The sequence below is a fragment of the Hyphomicrobium sp. CS1GBMeth3 genome, from assembly GCF_900117455.1.
GTDB lineage: Bacteria > Pseudomonadota > Alphaproteobacteria > Rhizobiales > Hyphomicrobiaceae > Hyphomicrobium_C.
The window spans coordinates 1,789,720-1,805,491 of sequence record NZ_FPHO01000003.1 but is presented as its reverse complement, the minus strand read 5'-3'; the positions used below and the strand labels follow the sequence as shown (position 1 = coordinate 1,805,491).

Genomic DNA, 15,772 nt, shown 5'->3' with positions numbered 1-15,772 from the left:
ACTTTTAACGACTGGGAATGTGCGGCGCTGGTCGTTGGGGACAGCTTCGACGTGCATCTGGTCTCACCTCGCTGTTTAGCGGTGAACCAGTCAAAACCACGGCGAATAGCCCTACCAAATAGGAACCTTTCGGCTATTGGATAGCTGCTTGAAATCCAATGGCAAACTCACAGAATTCGTCACAAAGCGCCTCGGGCGCGGAGGATTGCCTCACGAGGGTTGTGAGGTAGTCGTATTCCCGCTGGGCCGATTCCTGGCCGGTACTGCCCGCGTTGCGGTTTTTGAAATCCTGATGCCAGTCCTTCAGGTTGCGTTCGTATCGATCCTGGTCAACGCGATCGTCATCCTCTTTCTTGCGGCGGAAGAGCCAGGCCAGATCAAGTCCACGCTTCTCCAAACTGGTAAGCACGGCTCTACGTGCTTTGGCCTCGGTCCCATGGCGCTCGCCGAGGGCCTTTGATTTCGCAGAAACGGCAGCCGCGACAGTGGCCCTCAAAGCCAGTTCAACAGTGGGGACGGCTGTTCCTGGCGTTGGGTCTTTCAAGGACTCAGCGTGGCACCGCAATCGAAGCACCGTCTGCCACGGATAGCTCAGGGCCTCAAAGATGTAGGCTGCAGCAAAGATGTCGGCCACGAGTTCAGCCTTGCGCAAACCGCTCGTACTGGCTGCCGCTTGGGAGCGTGCTCCAGTAGCTGCCGCCGTGCTCACGATATTGTAGAAATTGGCGAGCGTGTTTGGGCTTGCTTCTCGCCCATTGATGACTGGTGCCTCGGTTAGAGGCATGGTTTCGCAGCGTGCCAACAGACGCTCTGGGATGGATATGGCGCGGACCTGTGTTGCGACGAGCCAAGGCAGTGGCTCACCATCTTGGTACGCTGCAACGGCCACTTGCTGGGTAGGGCGCAGAACGCCGGCGTCCACCGATCTTACAACAGCCGTTCTCTTCGCTGCCGGAGAGCCGACGCGTTGTGCGAACTTCCCCTTGGGACCTGGTTTAATGCGAAGACGGGACATGCGCATCACCTCGCGCTCACCACGGAATCAAACCGCGGCGGCCGGTGGTGAGGCCGGCTTTTCGGGAGCTACCCTAGCCGCGTCAGACTCGGTCTGAACCTGTTCGAGTCGGGGCGCAAGGCAGCCCACTGGCGCGGAAGCGTTCGCGAAGTATTCGGAATCCTATTGTCCCCGGTTTCCACAGAATCGTGGCTGCGTCCGGGCCCATCAACTAAGGTGCGCCCAACAATCGAGAATGGGAGCGATCGGAATGGCAGATGATCTCGCGGCAAGGCTGGCCGAGCAACTGGAGCAGCTTCGGGAGGAAGTGCGCGATTTGAAGCTGCGCATGACACTCGCGGAGGAAGGGAAGGCCAGCGCCAACCGGCGGCTAGATCGGATCGAGGCGCGGTTAGATGCGGTCGAACGAAAGACCGTCGTTGAGCTCTGAATGGGGCCGTTACTTCCCCAAATGGTTATTATGGGAAGTGCGGAAATCGAGGAGAATCCGGTACGCTGATCGTGATGTCGTGGCGTTTTTGGGTGCGCTGTTGAAGCTCGGACAGCCTTCCCGCAACCCTCCCGTTCTTCAGAAGCTCGCAGGCCTTGGCGTTCAAACGACCACTTCCTAGAGCGGGGTCGGACTCCACAGAAGGCGTCCATTGAGTTTACGCATCGGCTGCGGTTCCGTCGTCGGCTTGAGCTTGCGGTGCAGGCCCTCATATTCGAGCAGCAAGGCGGTGTATCGCTTACGCCGCATATAGCGGGGCCGCCTGCTGAGCGTCCCCCCGAGCAGATGCAGGATCTCGTCGCGCCTCTGTTCCCATCGCTGCGTCTTGAACGTCACCGTGCTCCGGTGCTTCAGGTCGGCGCACGTCCGGCACCCTATAGTGTTGTGCCGGAAATAGACCGTGCGGACGTTGCGGGCGCAGCAGGGACAGCGGAACCAAAGGCGCGTGCCCGCGATCGTATTCGGGGCTTCGACGATCTCGACGTGATGCACGGAGCGTTCGACGGTTCGCGTCTTGGAACTCGCGCTGATCGAGATGCGCAGCCCGTCCGCCGTGCGGGTGATGATGGCCGACGCCCATCGGTGCGCCAGATCCAGCACATAGCCGCCGTTGACCCAGGGCTGCCATTCCCAATCCGTGGCGTGCAAATGGGGCAGGCGGCGGTGCGCGCCAGGCTTCAACGTACCGAGCTTTGCGAGATCGAACGTCAGATGATCTTCGCAGACGCGGTTCCTAGGTGCTGAGTGCAAAATCTATCTCACCCTAAAAAATCGAAATCGACGCGACTTTTCCGGGACCCGTGATGTCCGAAATTGCGGTGCTGTTGCGTCTTCGGATGCCCTCGCCATGGGTTAGCAGTAACACTCTAGCACATTGATAGTCATGGCTTAGTGCCGGTTGACTGTGGTTCCGTCACAGTGTCAGGCCGACGCCGATAGAGTCCGCCTTCGAGAGCATGACTACGCCCTCGCCTTTCAGCGCCCGTTCGATCGCCTCAAGCGCATCCCGGCGGCGATGCCGTTTGGCGGCTGATAGCTGCTCATGCTTCTCGAGCGCGGCGACGGTGTTCAAATGCACCTGCGCCGCTGCCGCGAGGTCGCGCTGATGCCAGCCTATCAACGCCCGGCCGGCCCGGATCTGTGCGCCATCAACGATCATGAGGCGAAGGTACTATGGTTCCCGCGCGCTGCGAATCCCAGAGCTGTGAACTATCCACATGCCGATGGCATACCCTGAGGCCGCCACGATCGTTTTGCACCCTACGACATGGGCAAGGGTCGGCGTGTCAAGTTCGAGAAGGGAAGCAGGACAGACAAGATCCTGAAGAAACAGCTTCGAGCGTTTCGCAAGAAGTTCGGACGCGACCCGGGGCCCGGCGATCCGGTGTTTTTCGATCCCAACGCCGAGACACCGCAGCCGATGCCGCGCGCAACCATCGATGAGGCTATGCGCGCGTTGGCAGAGCAATTGCCGGCTGACATTGCATATGCATATCTCAAGACCGACGGGCTGTTGCCAGTCCAGGAGAACCTCCATCTGCTTTCCGAGGAGGATTTGGCCGAGTGGAATGCCGCTATAGACGAGTATTGGCGTCTCCATGGAGAGCAGGAGGACGGGAAGCCGAATTAGCTCGCAGACAGGCGGTGGCGCCAGCAGGTGACGCAGCGGACTGCAAAATCCGCGCGCCGTCCGTGCGGTCGTCGTCTTGCCGCACTGCTGAGACTATCTCCCGGTATGGAACCCTTCGCCTTCATCGTCTGCGCGCCACTGTGTCTGATCCAGGCACCCACCGATGGGCAATCGCGCGAGGTCTGCCTCTACCGCATGCAGGTCGCGCTCGCTGAGCGCCCACACGAGCGCGTCATCTGCGAAAGTCTCGACGCGCCCTACGGTGACGTCATCGATAGCGCCGGGAAGTGGAAGCGGCGCATCCCCCCATGGGAGGACATTCACACCGGATGGGCGGGGAAGTGAAGCATGGACGCCGCAACGTTGTTTATCATCTGGATACTCGCAGACGGCCGGGAGGTCGCGCGCGAGTCGCGGAAATTCCCGTCTGTCGCTGAGTGCGAGCAATTCATTGCAGAAGCTAACAAGCACCGCCCGAAGGGCTTCCCACCATCCCGCTACGAGTGTTGGCGGCACTATCGGATTGCGCCAGGGGTAGATGAAGCTCGGGCGCCCTGAAGTCCACTACCGATAATTCATGTTTGGGGAAGTAACAGGCCTCTGTGGATCCGGGCGGTCCAACAACCTAAGCCGCTTCGGACTTATCGGATCCTGCGATTTCGACGGTCAGCCGCAGCCCCAGAGCGCTCAGCACCTTTTGGATGGTTTCAAACTGCGGCGCGCCGTCGGCGCTCAAAGCACGGTATAGGCTTTCCCGGGAAAGTCCCGAGATCTCTGCGATGCGAGTCATGCCGCGAGCTTTGGCTGCAACGCCGATGGCGTGCGCTATGTGCTCAGTGTCGTTGGTGCGAAAGGCCTCGGCCACATAAGCGGCGACGTCGGCTTCATCGGTGAGATACTTCGAAGCGTCGAAGGGTTTTGATTTGGCCATGGCGTTACTCCGGATACTCTGCCGCTAGGCGTTTGGCTCTGATGATATCGCGCTCCTGGGTGGACTTGTCGCCACCGGCCAAGAGCAGGATGAATCGTTCCCCTCGTTTGATGAAATAGACCCTGTAACCCGGTCCGAAGTGCATCCTCATCTCGCTCACGCCCTCCCCCACCGGCTCAACGTCACCAGGGTTTCCGCGTTGAAGCCGTTCGATGCGGTTCAGTATGCGCGCCTTTGCGGGTTTGTCCGTCAGGCTACTCAGCCACGAACTAAACTCGTCGGTCTCTCGCACTTCGATCATGGGCCAAATTGTAGCCTGTGGGCTACAGCATGGCAAGGTAAACTTGCCACCTAAAACTTCGGAGCCGCCGGCTGGCAACTCAGGACAAAGGTTAGGAACGGTTCCTTTTCTCCGTCGAGGGTGATCCAGGTTACGGCGTCGCCAGTGATCCGATCAATCCGCCCGACGTGTACGCCGTGGCGCGCTCCTTTCGGCTGATACTTGCCTTCAAACCGGATCTCACGTTCGTCGCGGTGGGTGATTAAAAAATCGCCCAGCGAACTTTGTACGATGCCTTTATGATCGTCGACGAGGAATGATTTTTGACCTGTAGGCATGCCCTTGCCGGCGCCGGGGCCAGCAGCGAACCCGTCGCACGCAAGGATAACAGTGCCCGCTTGCGCAGCATCTAAAGATGCGATTGCCAGCAAAACCACGGCCGCCACCCTACGCATGCGTCACCCGAAAGGGCGCGCCGCGCGTCACGAGCACGAGCGCTCTGCGGTCTGACATGGCCGCTCCCCATAATGCCATGAGTTGCATATAGCCGCACCGGCAGGGGGCGATAGCGCCCCGTCAGCTTTTCTCTTTCGCACCGGACGACCGACGCTTCGCATGCGTAGGCCTCGGGAGCTTGTAGTGATCGCGAAGAATGGCGTTGACGACCCACGCTTGATTGCGGTCCTGCGCCGCGGCATCGGCCTCAAGGGCTTCCTTCACGTCGAGATCGAAACGCATAGCGATGGGGTGGCTCTTCTTCATGTAGCGACTTGTAGCGAGATGTTGTTGACGGGACAACCCTGCTGATGTAGCGAAGCGATGCGTAATGTTGCGCATAGTTGCGAGAGGTTGTGTCCCATGTTGCATCGGTCACCCCGTCCCCGTCGTCATGCGGTCGTCGTCTCAGGCGATCCGTACAATCCCCCCCTCACCGTACCCCCTGCGTTCTTCACCCGCCCCGCGCGCCTGATCTGGCGCGACGACGGCGATTTCGTCGAGCTCCGGCAAATCGTCGGCGCTTACTTCGCAGCCCTGGAGCCCGTCGGCGGGACGACGGAGGAAGCCTGCAACAGACTCGCCGATCCGGAATTGAGGGAAGCGCACGCGCGCTGGCTTCGGGCTTGCTGGGAATGTGAGGCGATGGCCGCCCATCACCTTGCTCGCGAGGCCGAGAATGTCCGCGACGTGTTTCTGCGCGCCGAGTTGCTGACGATGTACTACGGGCGCGGTCAGCTATCGGAACTGACCGGTTCGGACTGTGCCGCGCAACGGATGCTCGGCCGTCTTGTTGAGGCCTGCTGGAAAATCGGAGGGGCTGCACATGTCTAAGCTTTCGCGCCGTTCAATGCTCCGGGTTGTCGCTGGTACGGCCGTCGCCGCTCCCGTCGTCATCGCCGAGGCTTCGCCGCACCCAGCAGCGTTCCCCCTCACCGGAGATTGCGATATCGAGCTGCTCGAGCTCCGCCGCGCGATCGACGCCTATCAGGCGGCCGTGCGATACGAAATGAGCATCGAAGGTGACCCCGGCCATGCCGCTGCGGTCGCTGAGAGCGATGCTCGCGAGGCCGTCATCCGTGGCCTCGTCGAAGCCATTCACAAGCGCAAGCCGACGTCGATGCGCGACATTGCCCTGAGAGCCGAAGCCCTGCGGCAGTTCTTCTTTGATGGGCACCGCGAATGCGTTGGCGAGTGGGCCGACCGCGATACGAACGGACCAGACTACTGCCTCGCCAAGCTTTACGAAGCGGCTGTGATCGTGACGGGAGGAGAGCAGCATGTACACCAGTCATAACGATAATCCGACGGTGTTTGATCAGATCAGGGCGCTATACGGGATCGGTGATGTGGTCCTTTCTATGGCTCAAGCGGCCGACGAAAAAGATAAGGTCGCGCTGGAGTTCATTGCGACGGCGATCAGGGTTGCCACGGGAACGCTCGACAGCACTCTAGATAAGGACCATGACCGTCAGACGTATCGAGGCGAGGGCTTTCCGGGCCCCTTCGATCACATCCCTGACGACAGCATCCCGCTGAAAGGGCCGGCCCCGTCGACCACGATCAGCAACTAGCGGCCTTCATCCTCTGTTCAAAAAATGCGGTATAGGGTGATTGTCACGTTGGGACGTGTCCCCCGCGTCTTTCCCCAATGCAAAACGGAGCCTCGCTTTGTAAGAGCGTATGAGGCTCCGTCCCTTTTTGGCGTCTGGCACAATGCCGGCCTTCCCGCTGGCTGGCGCGCCATCGTCCACCTCACAGCACGTTCGCAATGCTTTCGGCGACCTTGCCGGCGAGATCGCGTCGATTGTCATCGTACCGCATCGTTGTTTGCGGATTGGCATGGCGCGCATGCTGCTGGGCAGCCCGCAGGTCGCCGTTGTTTACATCCAAAGCGGTGGTAATGCTCGCATGCCGTAGACCGTGCGGTCTCGTCTTGTAACCGGAATCGGCGCCGACGCCGGCGATGACCCAATGCACGCCGCGACCGGTGATGCGCCGGCCATGTGAGTTCCCGGATAGGCTGATGAACACCGCGTGCTGCTCGGGCGCCGCATATTTCTCGCGCTCATCGAGCCAGGCAGTCAAAGCTACGGCAGTTTTGTCTGGCAGCGTGCGCGCCTCTTTCTGCTTCCTGCCTTTGCCGAGGATCCAGATCCGCTTGCCGGCAAGGTCAAGATCCTCGAGGTCAAGGGATACGCATTCACCGCGGCGGAGGGCGAGATCAAACATAAGGCGAATGAGGGCAACGTCCCGAACAGCAATGCCGGGATGGGTATTCGTCAGCGCGATCTCGATCATGGTGCGCGTGCCCTCGAGCCCCGGACCTGTTGTGTCCCGATAAACCTGGGCCTTGAGTCCGGCCACTTCGGGCTCCCAATTGGAAAAGCCAATGGTGCGCGCAAGCTTCGCTGCGGAGCGGATCGCGGACAGGCGCCTGTTGATGGTCGACGGCGCCAGCTTCGCGTCGACCATGTGCGTTCGGTAGTCGAGCAACAACGCGTTCCCGTCGCCTCCGCTCAGCGCGAGCAGGTGGCTCATGGCGGAAGCCGCGCTCGGTTCTCCGAGGAACGAGGCGAAGAAATCGATGTCCTTGGCGTAGGCCGCGCGGGTGTTCGCCGTCTGGCTCTCCAGGAACGCCCGGTAGAGCCGTTCCGCGGGGGTTTCCGCGACGGCCGGGATGGCAGCTTGGCTGACGGTGAGTTCGTTCATGGCATCAACTCTTGGACTTGGCCTGATACTTCTTCGCCGGCTTGGCGGCCGCGCTCCTGCTCGCCGTCTCCGCAACCGCCATGGTCTCGCACATTCTCGAGGCCCAGCGTGCCAAGGTGGCGGACGAAGGGGGCGCCCGCGGTGCCTACGATCGCGCCGAGGCCGCTTACCAGCGCGCTGCGGCCGAACTCGAGGCGCTCGGCAATCCGCGTCCGGTTTCGGTCATTCAGGCCGACGTCCGCAACTTCAAGATCGACGCTGCCTTGTGGCGCCGCTCTGCACAATGCGAGGACGCCACCAAGCCGGACACGCAAGCCTACTGCGAGCCGATCCTTGCGCTCTACAAGGAACGGGGCGCAGCGGCGCGCAAGACGGAGCTCGAGCCGGAGGTTGCCCGCCTTCGCGACGAGCTCGGCAGCCTCGCCCGCCCTGAGGCCGTCTCAACCGAGGAAGCGGCGATCGGCGGCTGGTGGGCCTGGATCATGGGCGCTGCCGTTGTCTTCGTGGCAACGTTCGGCTCCGTGATCTTCGCCCGGTCCGATCGGGCGACCGTTGCCCAGCGCTGCAAGGCTCCGGTCGACGTGCTCGGACAGTCCGACTTTCCGGCCGTGTTCGATCATCAGGCACTGAGCGCGCCGACAGGCCCGGATCGTCCGGCAGGCGGCACGCGGATTGTCCGGATGCCGAAAGGCCCGAAGCCCAGCGCACCGGACGGACGCTCGGACGGTCGCAAGGCCGAGGTTCGCCACTACATCCGCGGTGAGATCGCGGATGGACGGAGCGTACCGAGCAGCGTGGCGCTCACCGGATTGTTCGGCGTGCCGCGTTCGACCGTTTCGGACTGGCTGCGCGAATGGGAAGCAGACGGCAGCATTCCGGAGCGTCGGACGGTCGGACGGTGCAAGGCGATCGTGCCGGAACACCGGAGAGTCGCGACAGACTGAGAGCGTACTAGACAAACTGGCCGGGCCCCGCCCCTCGAGGCGGGGCATCGCTGTTGCGACAAACTAGGCCGCGCGCCAATTGCCCTGCCCTCGCTGTATGGCGCGGTCCAATATTGAAAAGAGGACCGGTGGCCACACAGCTCCATCGTCCGCGGCACGAACGAGCAGCTCCCTGACCCTCTGGGGGCTCGATGCTTCGCCGGCTCTAAGCTCATCGTATGCTTGCGTCATCTTGCCGACCAGGGCGGACACCTTGGTCAAAGGGTCCGCTTCTCGAGAAAGCAGGCGTTTAACAACTCGCAAAAGCCGGAGTGCGCATCTCGAAATAAAAACGACCACTACAAACAGAGCGATGATCGCGGCCAACTCATTGTACTGGTACTCAGCCGCAAGCCATGCAAGCGCCAATGGCAAAACGTAAAGAAAGCCAATAATGCCTATTGCGCTCCTAAGACGATCCTTGAGCGTGAGCCACATTAGCTTGCCGGAGTCGCCCTTCGACATGACGTAGCGGCCGTACTCGCCAGAATCAAACCATAGAGAAAACATAGAGGCTCTCTTGAAGAAACGGGATGGACTTCGCTTTATCTCTTCCGCAAAGGACGTTATCTCGGTCGCAATTATCGCGTCGACAATAAGTACTTCGAACGTGGATGACTGAAACTCGCTGTCGATATAGGATTCCGCCACGCCAGCCAAATCCTCTAGATTACCATGACTGTATTCAGGACTCGTGTATCCATCCCTTACCGACGCAGAGACCTGCCTATGTCGCCAAATCTCTTTTGGTCGCACAAGCGGCTGAGTTAGATAGGTTTCGACGTGACAAGCCTGCGCAAAGCCGAAGACCAAAGCGCCAGCTTCGTAGACGGCCCCCTCAATCTCGATCTCGTCTCGTTCCGGCGCCCGCCTAATAAGGTCGGAAAGGAGTTTTGCATATTGCACTTTGAAGCTGGGAGCGTCTTCACTCGCCCACTCATCGAGGTGCCTCTGAACTGCTCGCTCTTTCAGAGAGCCGGGTGGCTCTCTGATGCCCTGCAACGCCTTGTCCAACTCCATTGGGCCCCCCAAAAAAATATCAGTGCACACCTGAAAATCGTCGTCGTCAATCCGGCGGCACTTAAAAACAGGCATCGATACAAGCGGGGTGCTTTGGCGTTGGAATCACTGTTTGAGGAAAAGTGGGAAAGACAGCCGCGAGACGTGGTGGCAACGCGCAGATGGATTTTCTTTCCCACTGCGCCCTAGGCTTTTGAAATCGTTTGGATCAGTCAGTCCGCCCCTGGGCACCATTTCCTTCAAACAGTTAGCTGATCTCTCGCATGGCTGACGCTGTGCAATAACCAGCCATGTCGTGGTCCTGTAATGACCTAGCGCTCGGTGGATTGCGGAGCTTCGCATGCTCTCGCTTCGCTATGCCTCGCACCCTCGTCGCTCGCTAAAGCTTCGCTCCTCGTCCTCGCATTCGCTCGGATGAAGATGCTCGGCTACCAACTGAGCTACCGCAAAGCAGGGACAAAGGAGATACCGACATATTTCTCCCAAGCTGGGGGCAGCCTGGGTGTTGGGGTCACACCCGGCCCACGTAGACGACGCCTACGGAGAGGGCACGCTCCCTGCAATGGTGGGCTGCTTTCAGAAAGGCGTTTTAATGAAGTGAAGGATCATCTGCATCCGCATCAGCTTCAAGTAATCGCTCACAAAAAATCGAGGAGATGGGTCAGAGGCACTTATTCGGTGCGATTTACGTGCGAAACACACCGTGGATAATTGCAAAGGATAACTGCTCTATATCATTTATATGATTGCCTAGGCCCCTCGCATATGCTCACTGTACGGATTGAGCATATGGGGGAGCACATGAAGTGCTTGTTATGTTGGGTCGGCGTTCACCGATGGGAATACATAGGACGCCCCAATAACCGGCGCGCGTGTTCAAGATGTGGGCGCCCTGAGCATATCGAGGACGGGTGTTGGATGCATATTTCAGATCCGCACTTGATAGGGCTGTTCCCACGACCTCACAAGGAACAACAAAAGCACAGTGAAGCAGGCATGCATCCGCCTGAAAATACCGAGCGCTCACGGGATCTGAAACTGGATGACGGACGCCTCCCACGCATCCAGAGCTGGGAGGCCCACCCCCGGGGTCGTCGCTGAAGGGGTTCATTTGTCCTATGAGAATAGGAGGCGTTTGGAACCTTTTTGACGGTCCGGAGCCTCTCATCGGCTTCGTAGATGCAAATTCCCTAAGAACATCTCTAGTGACTCATCGATAGCAGACTGTCGACAGGGCTTATCCGAGGCCGCGGGCGATAAAGCCGGGATTGAGGAAGCCGGTTTCGGTTTTGCCGTAGACGAGCGGCTTTCCCTCAAGATCTCTGAGGGAGCCGCCGGCTCCGACGAGGATCGCCTCACCCGCCGCCGTATCCCATTCGCTCGTCGGTGCGAAGCGCGGGTACATGTCCGCTTGCCCGTCGGCAATGATGCAGAACTTGATCGAGGAGCCGCGAAAGATGCACTCGTCGCCCGGCAGGTCGTCGAGGAAGGCGCGCGTCTCGGCATCGAGGTGCTTGCGGCTTGCGACGGCGACGAAGCGCTCAGCCTCGGGCTGCCGGCAGCGCAGCGGGCGGCGGCCGCGGAGCGCGCGCAAATCCTCGCCGGGGGCGAGCCAGCCGGTCCACGCGTCGCCGAACGCGCCGACGTAGAGAGACTCCAGCGCCGGCGCGTAAATGATGCCGATGATCGGTCTGCGGTCGACGATCAGCGCCAGGTTGACCGTGAACTCCGAGCGGCCCTCGATGAACTCCTTGGTGCCGTCGATGGGGTCGATGACAAGGAACGGCTCCACGGCATCGAAGCCTTCGAGGCCCCTGGCAGCGGATTCCTCGGCGATGACGGCGATGCCCGGCAGCACGCGGTGAACCTCGGCCAGGATCGCGGCCTCCGATTCACGATCGGCGATGGTGACAGGCGAGAGATCGGCCTTGGTCTCGACCGTGTAGCCTTGCGCGCGATGGGCGAGGATGATGGCACCCGCACGCGATACCGCCTGAGTGAATACCTTCAGGATCTCTGCCCGGGCGTCCGGGCCGAGATCGAGCATGCCCATCATTGCGACCTTACCTTGCTGCCTTTCCCGCCATCGAACCGCCCCAAGCCACGCTCGTCAATCGAAACGGTCTTTACGAGGGCGTAAATCGGCCTGCCCTCGGAAATTTCCAGTGCAGCGACAGCCTGACGCGTGACATAGGCCTGGATTCTGTCGCCGCCTCTGAGCTCGACGGTGACGACGGCCGAGGGGCCTGATCCGCTTGTGATCGCCTGCACGCGGCCTTCGAGCACCGTGCGCACGCTGAGGCCGCGGGGTGGCTCGGTTGCAAGCGACACGTTAGTTGCCTGGATGGCGACGCGGACCGTGCTGGCGTCCGGGCCGATCTGCGCGGGGATCACGATCTCGCCGGCCGGATGGGCCAGGATCGACACGGCAAACTCGGGGCTCTCGCGCAGCGGTGTGGCGGACAGGAACGAGACCGTCTCGAAGCGCTCGGCGGGTGTCTCCGGTACGTGCGCGGCGAAGACCTCGGACGGCGTTCCCTCGGCAACGACGCGCCCCGCAGCGAGCCGCACTACGCGGTTGGCGATGCGCGCGACCTCGTCGACGGCATGGGAGACGTAGATGATCGGAAGCCTCACCTCGTCGCGCAGGCGCTCTATAAAAGGCAGAATCTCCTGCTTGCGCTCCGTGTCGAGGGCGGCCAGCGGCTCGTCCATGACGAGCAAGCGCGGCTTGGCGAGCAGCGCACGTCCGAGGGCAACGCGCTGGCGCTCGCCGCCCGACAGCGTGGGCGGACGCGCGGTGAGCAGATGGCCGATGCCGAGCAGATCGACGACCTCGTCGAACGCAACGCCCGCTGCGTCGCTGGGCGCGAAGTAGCGGCCGTAGGCAAGGTTCTGGCGTACCGAGAGATGCGGCAAGAGCTGGCCGTCCTGGAAGACGAGGCCGATGCGCCGCTTGTGGACCGGCTCCCAGGTGCGGGCCGCGGTGTCGACCAGCACGTGTCCGTCGATGACGATGCGGCCATGGTCCGGGCGCTCGATGCCGGCGAAGAGCCTGGCGATCGTGGATTTGCCGGAGCCCGAGACGCCAAACAGCGCCAAGCAGCCACCGGGCGTTTCGAACGCCGCGTCGAGCACGAACCGCGGGCGAGTGAGGCGACACGCGAAGCTGATCATTCGAAACCGGCCCTTCGCTGTGTGGAGCGACGGACCAGAAGCTCCGAGGCGATGAGGGCCGCGAACGAGATGGCGACCGCGATCAACGAAAGCCGCAGGGCGCCGGCTTCGCCATCGGGCGTCTGCGTGTAAGTGTAGATTGCGGACGGAATGGTCTGTGTCTCGCCGGGGATGTTGGACACGAAGGTGATGGTGGCGCCGAACTCGCCGAGCGCCTTGGCGAAGGCGAGCACGGTGCCGGCAATGATCCCCGGCAGCGCCAGCGGCAAGGTCACGGTGGCGAACACCCAAAGGGGAGACGCCCCGAGGGTGGCGGCGGCCTCCTCGCTGCGGCGGTCAATGGCATCCAACGAGAGGCGAATAGCCCGTACCATCAGCGGGAAGCTCATGACTGCGGCGGCAAGCGCCGCGCCGGTCCAGCGAAACGACAGCACGATGCCGAACGTCTGATCCAGGAAGGCACCGATAGGGCCGCGGCGGCCGAACAGGATCAGTAGTACGTAGCCAGTCACCACAGGCGGAAGTACGAGCGGCATGTGCACGAAGCCATCCAGCACGGCCTTGCCCCTGAACGCCCCGCGCGACAGCACGTGGGCCACCAGAATGCCCACCGGCAAGCTCGCGAGGACCGCGACGCTCGCGACCTGGAGCGAGAGCTTGATGGCGACGATCTCTGCGGGGGTAATGGCCTCGAGGCCCATGACAATTCCGGCTTCGGCGTAGGAGGGCTTCACTATAGCCGATCAAAATGCCCAATCGCTCCTTGGGGCGCAATATTTTGTGCAATACAACGTTGCAATCCGGTGAGCATGACGCAGAGAGGCTTTGCCCGGCAGCTTAATGGATGGTTTGTGTGCCGATTTCCCGCAGCGTGTCCTGCGGCGAGGGGGCGTTGTCGCTTTTCGCCCGGTAGCCTTCGACGGTGCGCGTCAGAATGGCCTGGACCGCCGCCTTGTCGCGGATCTCCATGGCCTGCTTCAGGAGCCCCAGCTCGTGATAGAGCTCGGAGCGAATGCGGCTCGGCTCATCCGACTTGAAGATGCGCGGGTGCTCGGTCGTTTCCGTATGCGCGGCTCCCCCGATCAAAAGCTCCTCGTAGAGCTTCTCGCCGGGCCGCAATCCGACGTAGGCGATCTCAATGTCGCCCTCGGGATTGGCCGCGTCGCGCACCTCGAGGTTGGTGAGGCGAACCATGAGGCGCGCCAGATCATCGATGCGCACGGGCTCGCCCATGTGGAGCACGAAGACCTCGCCGCCCTTGGCCATGGCCCCAGCCTGGATGACGAGGCTGGCCGCCTCGGGAATCGACATGAAGAAACGGGTCGCATCCGGATGCGTGACGGTGACGGGGCCGCCGCGGCGGATCTGCTCGCGGAACAACGGTACCACAGAGCCCGAGCTTTCGAGCACGTTTCCGAAGCGGACCATCGTAAACACGGTCGACGTATTGCCGACAGCCTCGGCTTGCAGCACAAGCTCGGCCAGGCGCTTGCTGGCACCCATGATGTTGGTCGGGCGTACGGCCTTGTCGCTCGATACCAGAACAAAGCGCTCCACGCCGTGCCTGCTCGCGGCCTGGGCAGCGACCACGGTGCCGAAGACATTGTTATCGAGCCCGACGAACGCGTTCACCTCGACCATGGGCACGTGCTTGTAGGCCGCGGCGTGGTAGATCACCTCGATACCGTTTTCCACGACGACTTGGTCGAGAAGGCGGGAGTCACCAACGGAGCCCAGCACGGCCTTGAGCTCCGGAGGATCCGGCTTGTCGGCAAATAGCCGGCGGATCTCAAGCTCGATCGTGTAAAGCGCGCTCTCGGAAATATCGAGAAGCACGAGCACGCGGGGTGAGCGCACAGCCAACTGGCGGACGAGCTCCGAGCCAATCGAGCCGCCGGCTCCTGTGACGAGAACCGAGCGACCCGTCGTGTAGCGGTTCATGAGGTCGACGTTGGGCGTGACAGCGTCGCGGCCAAGAATGTCGCCGACCTCGACGGCGCGCAGGCTGTTGAGACTCACCTGGCCCGACGCGACATCTTCGTAGGTCGGGAGGATCTTCACCGAAACCGGGAACCGCTCGAGCTCCTGGAGCACGCGCCGACGCTCCTGGCGGCGATCCCCCGGCAGCGCGATCAACACCTCGCGCACCTTCTCGTGCTCGATCAGACGGCCGATGCGGTGCGGCGGGTAAACCTTGAGGTCGCTGACGTACTGGCGCCAGAGATTCGGCGAGGAATCGACGAAACCGACAACGTGGCGATCACGCGCTGTTTGGATCGCGCGCAGCAACGCGATGCCGACCTGATCGGCGCCATAAATCAGCGTTGCGGCGTCCTTTCTGGCACGAATGTCGGACCTCGAGCCAGCCGTCGCATCGAGGAGGGTTCGGATCAGCGCACGTATCGAGATGATCGCCGATGCGCCTACGAGACCATAGGTGATAACGACGGTGCGCGGGATGCCATGCTGGCCGAGCATAAAGAGCGTCAGCGCCCAGATCAGCACCGACAGCGCCACGGCAGCCAAGATCTGAACGTTACCGCGCCGGCCGATGAAGCGCGTCACGAGCCGGTAGATGCCGAACCGCCAGAGGATGGCGGTCGTCAGCACCGGCCCCACGGCGAGCAACAGCCCCGTCATCACGTTCGGCGGCATAAAGATCACGCCGTAACGGAGCCATAGCGCCGCGACCAGGACTGCAGAGAGCGTCAGAAGATCGATGATGACGAGCGCGGCGCGCTTCGGGTAGCGTGGCAGCGCCAGAATCCAGTCGCGAAGGCGAACAAGAGACGGCCTTCTCGCCCCCGTGCTTCTGCCCACTTCACCCACCCCCGCGTGTCTCTCCTCCAAGAGTCCTTATCTAGCAAACAATACGGCCATACGCCGATGTATTATTACGTCTGTTTGTATTTGAACGTCCGTCACAAAACTCTCATATTTCCACGCGCCGAGTTAGATGTCGATCGAGCATAACGCTGCCGCGCCGGGGGATTTCCGCTCAGCCGGGCTTCTTGACAGAGGTAAGCGGCGATGATCAGT

Annotated in this window: 20 protein-coding genes; 7 read left to right on the top strand and 13 right to left on the bottom strand. The window is 61.6% G+C overall.

The window, feature by feature from the left end; translation table 11 throughout:
• Window positions 1-133: 133 nt before the first annotated feature.
• Window positions 134-1,015: a hypothetical protein gene (locus tag CS1GBM3_RS19610; RefSeq protein WP_139247945.1), complete on the bottom strand. Its 882-nt coding sequence runs from the start codon at window positions 1,013-1,015 to the stop codon at window positions 134-136.
• Between the two features lie 250 nt (window positions 1,016-1,265).
• Here CS1GBM3_RS19610 and CS1GBM3_RS15815 point away from each other — a divergent pair, with 250 nt between their 5' ends.
• On the top strand, window positions 1,266-1,445 hold the full coding sequence (locus CS1GBM3_RS15815; RefSeq protein ID WP_072396441.1) for a hypothetical protein: 180 nt from the start codon (window positions 1,266-1,268) through the stop codon (window positions 1,443-1,445).
• A gap of 177 nt (window positions 1,446-1,622) precedes the next feature.
• Here CS1GBM3_RS15815 and CS1GBM3_RS15810 read toward each other — a convergent pair whose 3' ends face one another.
• Both CS1GBM3_RS15810 and CS1GBM3_RS15805 read right to left on the bottom strand, forming a co-directional pair.
• Window positions 1,623-2,255, bottom strand: a complete 633-nt coding sequence (locus CS1GBM3_RS15810; RefSeq protein WP_072396439.1) for a hypothetical protein — start codon at window positions 2,253-2,255, stop codon at window positions 1,623-1,625.
• A 163-nt stretch (window positions 2,256-2,418) separates the two neighbouring features.
• Window positions 2,419-2,664: a helix-turn-helix domain-containing protein gene (locus tag CS1GBM3_RS15805; protein WP_072396437.1), complete on the bottom strand. Its 246-nt coding sequence runs from the start codon at window positions 2,662-2,664 to the stop codon at window positions 2,419-2,421.
• A 108-nt stretch (window positions 2,665-2,772) separates the two neighbouring features.
• Here CS1GBM3_RS15805 and CS1GBM3_RS15800 point away from each other — a divergent pair, with 108 nt between their 5' ends.
• Both CS1GBM3_RS15800 and CS1GBM3_RS15795 read left to right on the top strand, forming a co-directional pair.
• On the top strand, window positions 2,773-3,135 hold the full coding sequence (locus CS1GBM3_RS15800; RefSeq protein ID WP_072396435.1) for a hypothetical protein: 363 nt from the start codon (window positions 2,773-2,775) through the stop codon (window positions 3,133-3,135).
• A 105-nt stretch (window positions 3,136-3,240) separates the two neighbouring features.
• Entirely contained in the window at window positions 3,241-3,480 is a 240-nt protein-coding gene (locus tag CS1GBM3_RS15795; RefSeq protein ID WP_072396433.1) for a hypothetical protein, read from the top strand.
• A 280-nt stretch (window positions 3,481-3,760) separates the two neighbouring features.
• Here the strand turns inward: CS1GBM3_RS15795 and CS1GBM3_RS15790 are convergent, their stop codons facing one another.
• From CS1GBM3_RS15790 to CS1GBM3_RS19605, 4 genes are all read right to left on the bottom strand, one after another.
• Window positions 3,761-4,066 carry an addiction module antidote protein gene (locus tag CS1GBM3_RS15790; protein ID WP_072396432.1) on the bottom strand — a complete coding sequence of 102 codons (306 nt, stop codon included), beginning with the start codon at window positions 4,064-4,066 and terminating at the stop codon, window positions 3,761-3,763.
• A gap of 4 nt (window positions 4,067-4,070) precedes the next feature.
• The gene (locus tag CS1GBM3_RS15785) at window positions 4,071-4,367 is read right to left on the bottom strand and encodes a type II toxin-antitoxin system RelE/ParE family toxin (protein WP_072396431.1); all 297 of its coding nucleotides are present in this window, start codon (window positions 4,365-4,367) and stop codon (window positions 4,071-4,073) included.
• A gap of 50 nt (window positions 4,368-4,417) precedes the next feature.
• The gene (locus CS1GBM3_RS15780) at window positions 4,418-4,783 is read right to left on the bottom strand and encodes a hypothetical protein (protein WP_139247944.1); all 366 of its coding nucleotides are present in this window, start codon (window positions 4,781-4,783) and stop codon (window positions 4,418-4,420) included.
• Between the two features lie 139 nt (window positions 4,784-4,922).
• Window positions 4,923-5,108 carry a hypothetical protein gene (locus CS1GBM3_RS19605; RefSeq protein WP_139247943.1) on the bottom strand — a complete coding sequence of 62 codons (186 nt, stop codon included), beginning with the start codon at window positions 5,106-5,108 and terminating at the stop codon, window positions 4,923-4,925.
• A gap of 96 nt (window positions 5,109-5,204) precedes the next feature.
• Here CS1GBM3_RS19605 and CS1GBM3_RS15775 point away from each other — a divergent pair, with 96 nt between their 5' ends.
• Genes CS1GBM3_RS15775 through CS1GBM3_RS15765 form a run of 3 tightly spaced genes read left to right on the top strand, consistent with a single transcriptional unit; the run spans window position 5,205 to window position 6,415 of the window.
• Window positions 5,205-5,675: a hypothetical protein gene (locus tag CS1GBM3_RS15775; RefSeq protein WP_072396429.1), complete on the top strand. Its 471-nt coding sequence runs from the start codon at window positions 5,205-5,207 to the stop codon at window positions 5,673-5,675.
• Complete coding sequence (locus CS1GBM3_RS15770) at window positions 5,668-6,138, top strand: hypothetical protein (RefSeq protein WP_139247942.1); 471 nt, start codon at window positions 5,668-5,670, stop codon at window positions 6,136-6,138. The genes CS1GBM3_RS15775 and CS1GBM3_RS15770 overlap by 8 nt, the downstream gene beginning before the upstream one ends.
• On the top strand, window positions 6,122-6,415 hold the full coding sequence (locus tag CS1GBM3_RS15765; protein ID WP_072396427.1) for a hypothetical protein: 294 nt from the start codon (window positions 6,122-6,124) through the stop codon (window positions 6,413-6,415). The genes CS1GBM3_RS15770 and CS1GBM3_RS15765 overlap by 17 nt, the downstream gene beginning before the upstream one ends.
• 181 nt (window positions 6,416-6,596) lie before the next feature.
• Here CS1GBM3_RS15765 and CS1GBM3_RS15760 read toward each other — a convergent pair whose 3' ends face one another.
• A complete protein-coding gene (locus CS1GBM3_RS15760) occupies window positions 6,597-7,553 on the bottom strand; it encodes a tyrosine-type recombinase/integrase (protein ID WP_072396426.1) in 957 nt (318 codons plus the stop codon).
• A gap of 41 nt (window positions 7,554-7,594) precedes the next feature.
• On the opposite strand from CS1GBM3_RS15760, the gene CS1GBM3_RS15755 reads away from it, so the two are divergent.
• Window positions 7,595-8,497 (top strand): hypothetical protein, encoded by a 903-nt coding sequence (locus tag CS1GBM3_RS15755; RefSeq protein WP_072396425.1) that lies wholly within the window; start codon window positions 7,595-7,597, stop codon window positions 8,495-8,497.
• Between the two features lie 63 nt (window positions 8,498-8,560).
• Here CS1GBM3_RS15755 and CS1GBM3_RS15750 read toward each other — a convergent pair whose 3' ends face one another.
• From CS1GBM3_RS15750 to CS1GBM3_RS15730, 5 genes are all read right to left on the bottom strand, one after another.
• Window positions 8,561-9,556: a hypothetical protein gene (locus CS1GBM3_RS15750; protein ID WP_139247941.1), complete on the bottom strand. Its 996-nt coding sequence runs from the start codon at window positions 9,554-9,556 to the stop codon at window positions 8,561-8,563.
• Window positions 9,557-10,793: 1,237 nt separating this feature from the next.
• Entirely contained in the window at window positions 10,794-11,612 is an 819-nt protein-coding gene (cysQ, locus tag CS1GBM3_RS15745; protein WP_083567663.1) for a 3'(2'),5'-bisphosphate nucleotidase CysQ, read from the bottom strand.
• Complete coding sequence (gene modC, locus CS1GBM3_RS15740) at window positions 11,609-12,733, bottom strand: molybdenum ABC transporter ATP-binding protein (RefSeq protein ID WP_072396422.1); 1,125 nt, start codon at window positions 12,731-12,733, stop codon at window positions 11,609-11,611. Before modC ends, cysQ begins: the two co-directional genes overlap by 4 nt.
• Window positions 12,730-13,434 (bottom strand): molybdate ABC transporter permease subunit, encoded by a 705-nt coding sequence (gene modB, locus CS1GBM3_RS15735; RefSeq protein ID WP_072396420.1) that lies wholly within the window; start codon window positions 13,432-13,434, stop codon window positions 12,730-12,732. The genes modC and modB overlap by 4 nt, the downstream gene beginning before the upstream one ends.
• Before the next feature lie 136 nt (window positions 13,435-13,570).
• Window positions 13,571-15,553 (bottom strand): polysaccharide biosynthesis protein, encoded by a 1,983-nt coding sequence (locus CS1GBM3_RS15730; RefSeq protein WP_244534671.1) that lies wholly within the window; start codon window positions 15,551-15,553, stop codon window positions 13,571-13,573.
• Between the last annotated feature and the right edge of the window lie 219 nt (window positions 15,554-15,772).

What these genes read in the sequence shown, in the direction of transcription:
- modC (WP_072396422.1), bottom strand. Translation starts at nt 12,733, where the DNA reads ATGATCAGCTTCGCGTGTCGCCTCACTCGCCCGCGGTTCGTGCTCGAC.
- CS1GBM3_RS15795 (WP_072396433.1), top strand. Translation starts at nt 3,241, where the DNA reads ATGGAACCCTTCGCCTTCATCGTCTGCGCGCCACTGTGTCTGATCCAG.
- CS1GBM3_RS15750 (WP_139247941.1), bottom strand. Translation starts at nt 9,556, where the DNA reads ATGGAGTTGGACAAGGCGTTGCAGGGCATCAGAGAGCCACCCGGCTCT.
- cysQ (WP_083567663.1), bottom strand. Translation starts at nt 11,612, where the DNA reads ATGATGGGCATGCTCGATCTCGGCCCGGACGCCCGGGCAGAGATCCTG.
- CS1GBM3_RS19610 (WP_139247945.1), bottom strand. Translation starts at nt 1,015, where the DNA reads ATGTCCCGTCTTCGCATTAAACCAGGTCCCAAGGGGAAGTTCGCACAA.
- CS1GBM3_RS15785 (WP_072396431.1), bottom strand. Translation starts at nt 4,367, where the DNA reads ATGATCGAAGTGCGAGAGACCGACGAGTTTAGTTCGTGGCTGAGTAGC.
- CS1GBM3_RS15800 (WP_072396435.1), top strand. Translation starts at nt 2,773, where the DNA reads ATGGGCAAGGGTCGGCGTGTCAAGTTCGAGAAGGGAAGCAGGACAGAC.
- modB (WP_072396420.1), bottom strand. Translation starts at nt 13,434, where the DNA reads ATGGGCCTCGAGGCCATTACCCCCGCAGAGATCGTCGCCATCAAGCTC.
- CS1GBM3_RS15765 (WP_072396427.1), top strand. Translation starts at nt 6,122, where the DNA reads ATGTACACCAGTCATAACGATAATCCGACGGTGTTTGATCAGATCAGG.
- CS1GBM3_RS15790 (WP_072396432.1), bottom strand. Translation starts at nt 4,066, where the DNA reads ATGGCCAAATCAAAACCCTTCGACGCTTCGAAGTATCTCACCGATGAA.
- CS1GBM3_RS15815 (WP_072396441.1), top strand. Translation starts at nt 1,266, where the DNA reads ATGGCAGATGATCTCGCGGCAAGGCTGGCCGAGCAACTGGAGCAGCTT.
- CS1GBM3_RS15760 (WP_072396426.1), bottom strand. Translation starts at nt 7,553, where the DNA reads ATGAACGAACTCACCGTCAGCCAAGCTGCCATCCCGGCCGTCGCGGAA.
- CS1GBM3_RS15770 (WP_139247942.1), top strand. Translation starts at nt 5,668, where the DNA reads ATGTCTAAGCTTTCGCGCCGTTCAATGCTCCGGGTTGTCGCTGGTACG.
- CS1GBM3_RS19605 (WP_139247943.1), bottom strand. Translation starts at nt 5,108, where the DNA reads ATGAAGAAGAGCCACCCCATCGCTATGCGTTTCGATCTCGACGTGAAG.
- CS1GBM3_RS15805 (WP_072396437.1), bottom strand. Translation starts at nt 2,664, where the DNA reads ATGATCGTTGATGGCGCACAGATCCGGGCCGGCCGGGCGTTGATAGGC.
- CS1GBM3_RS15775 (WP_072396429.1), top strand. Translation starts at nt 5,205, where the DNA reads ATGTTGCATCGGTCACCCCGTCCCCGTCGTCATGCGGTCGTCGTCTCA.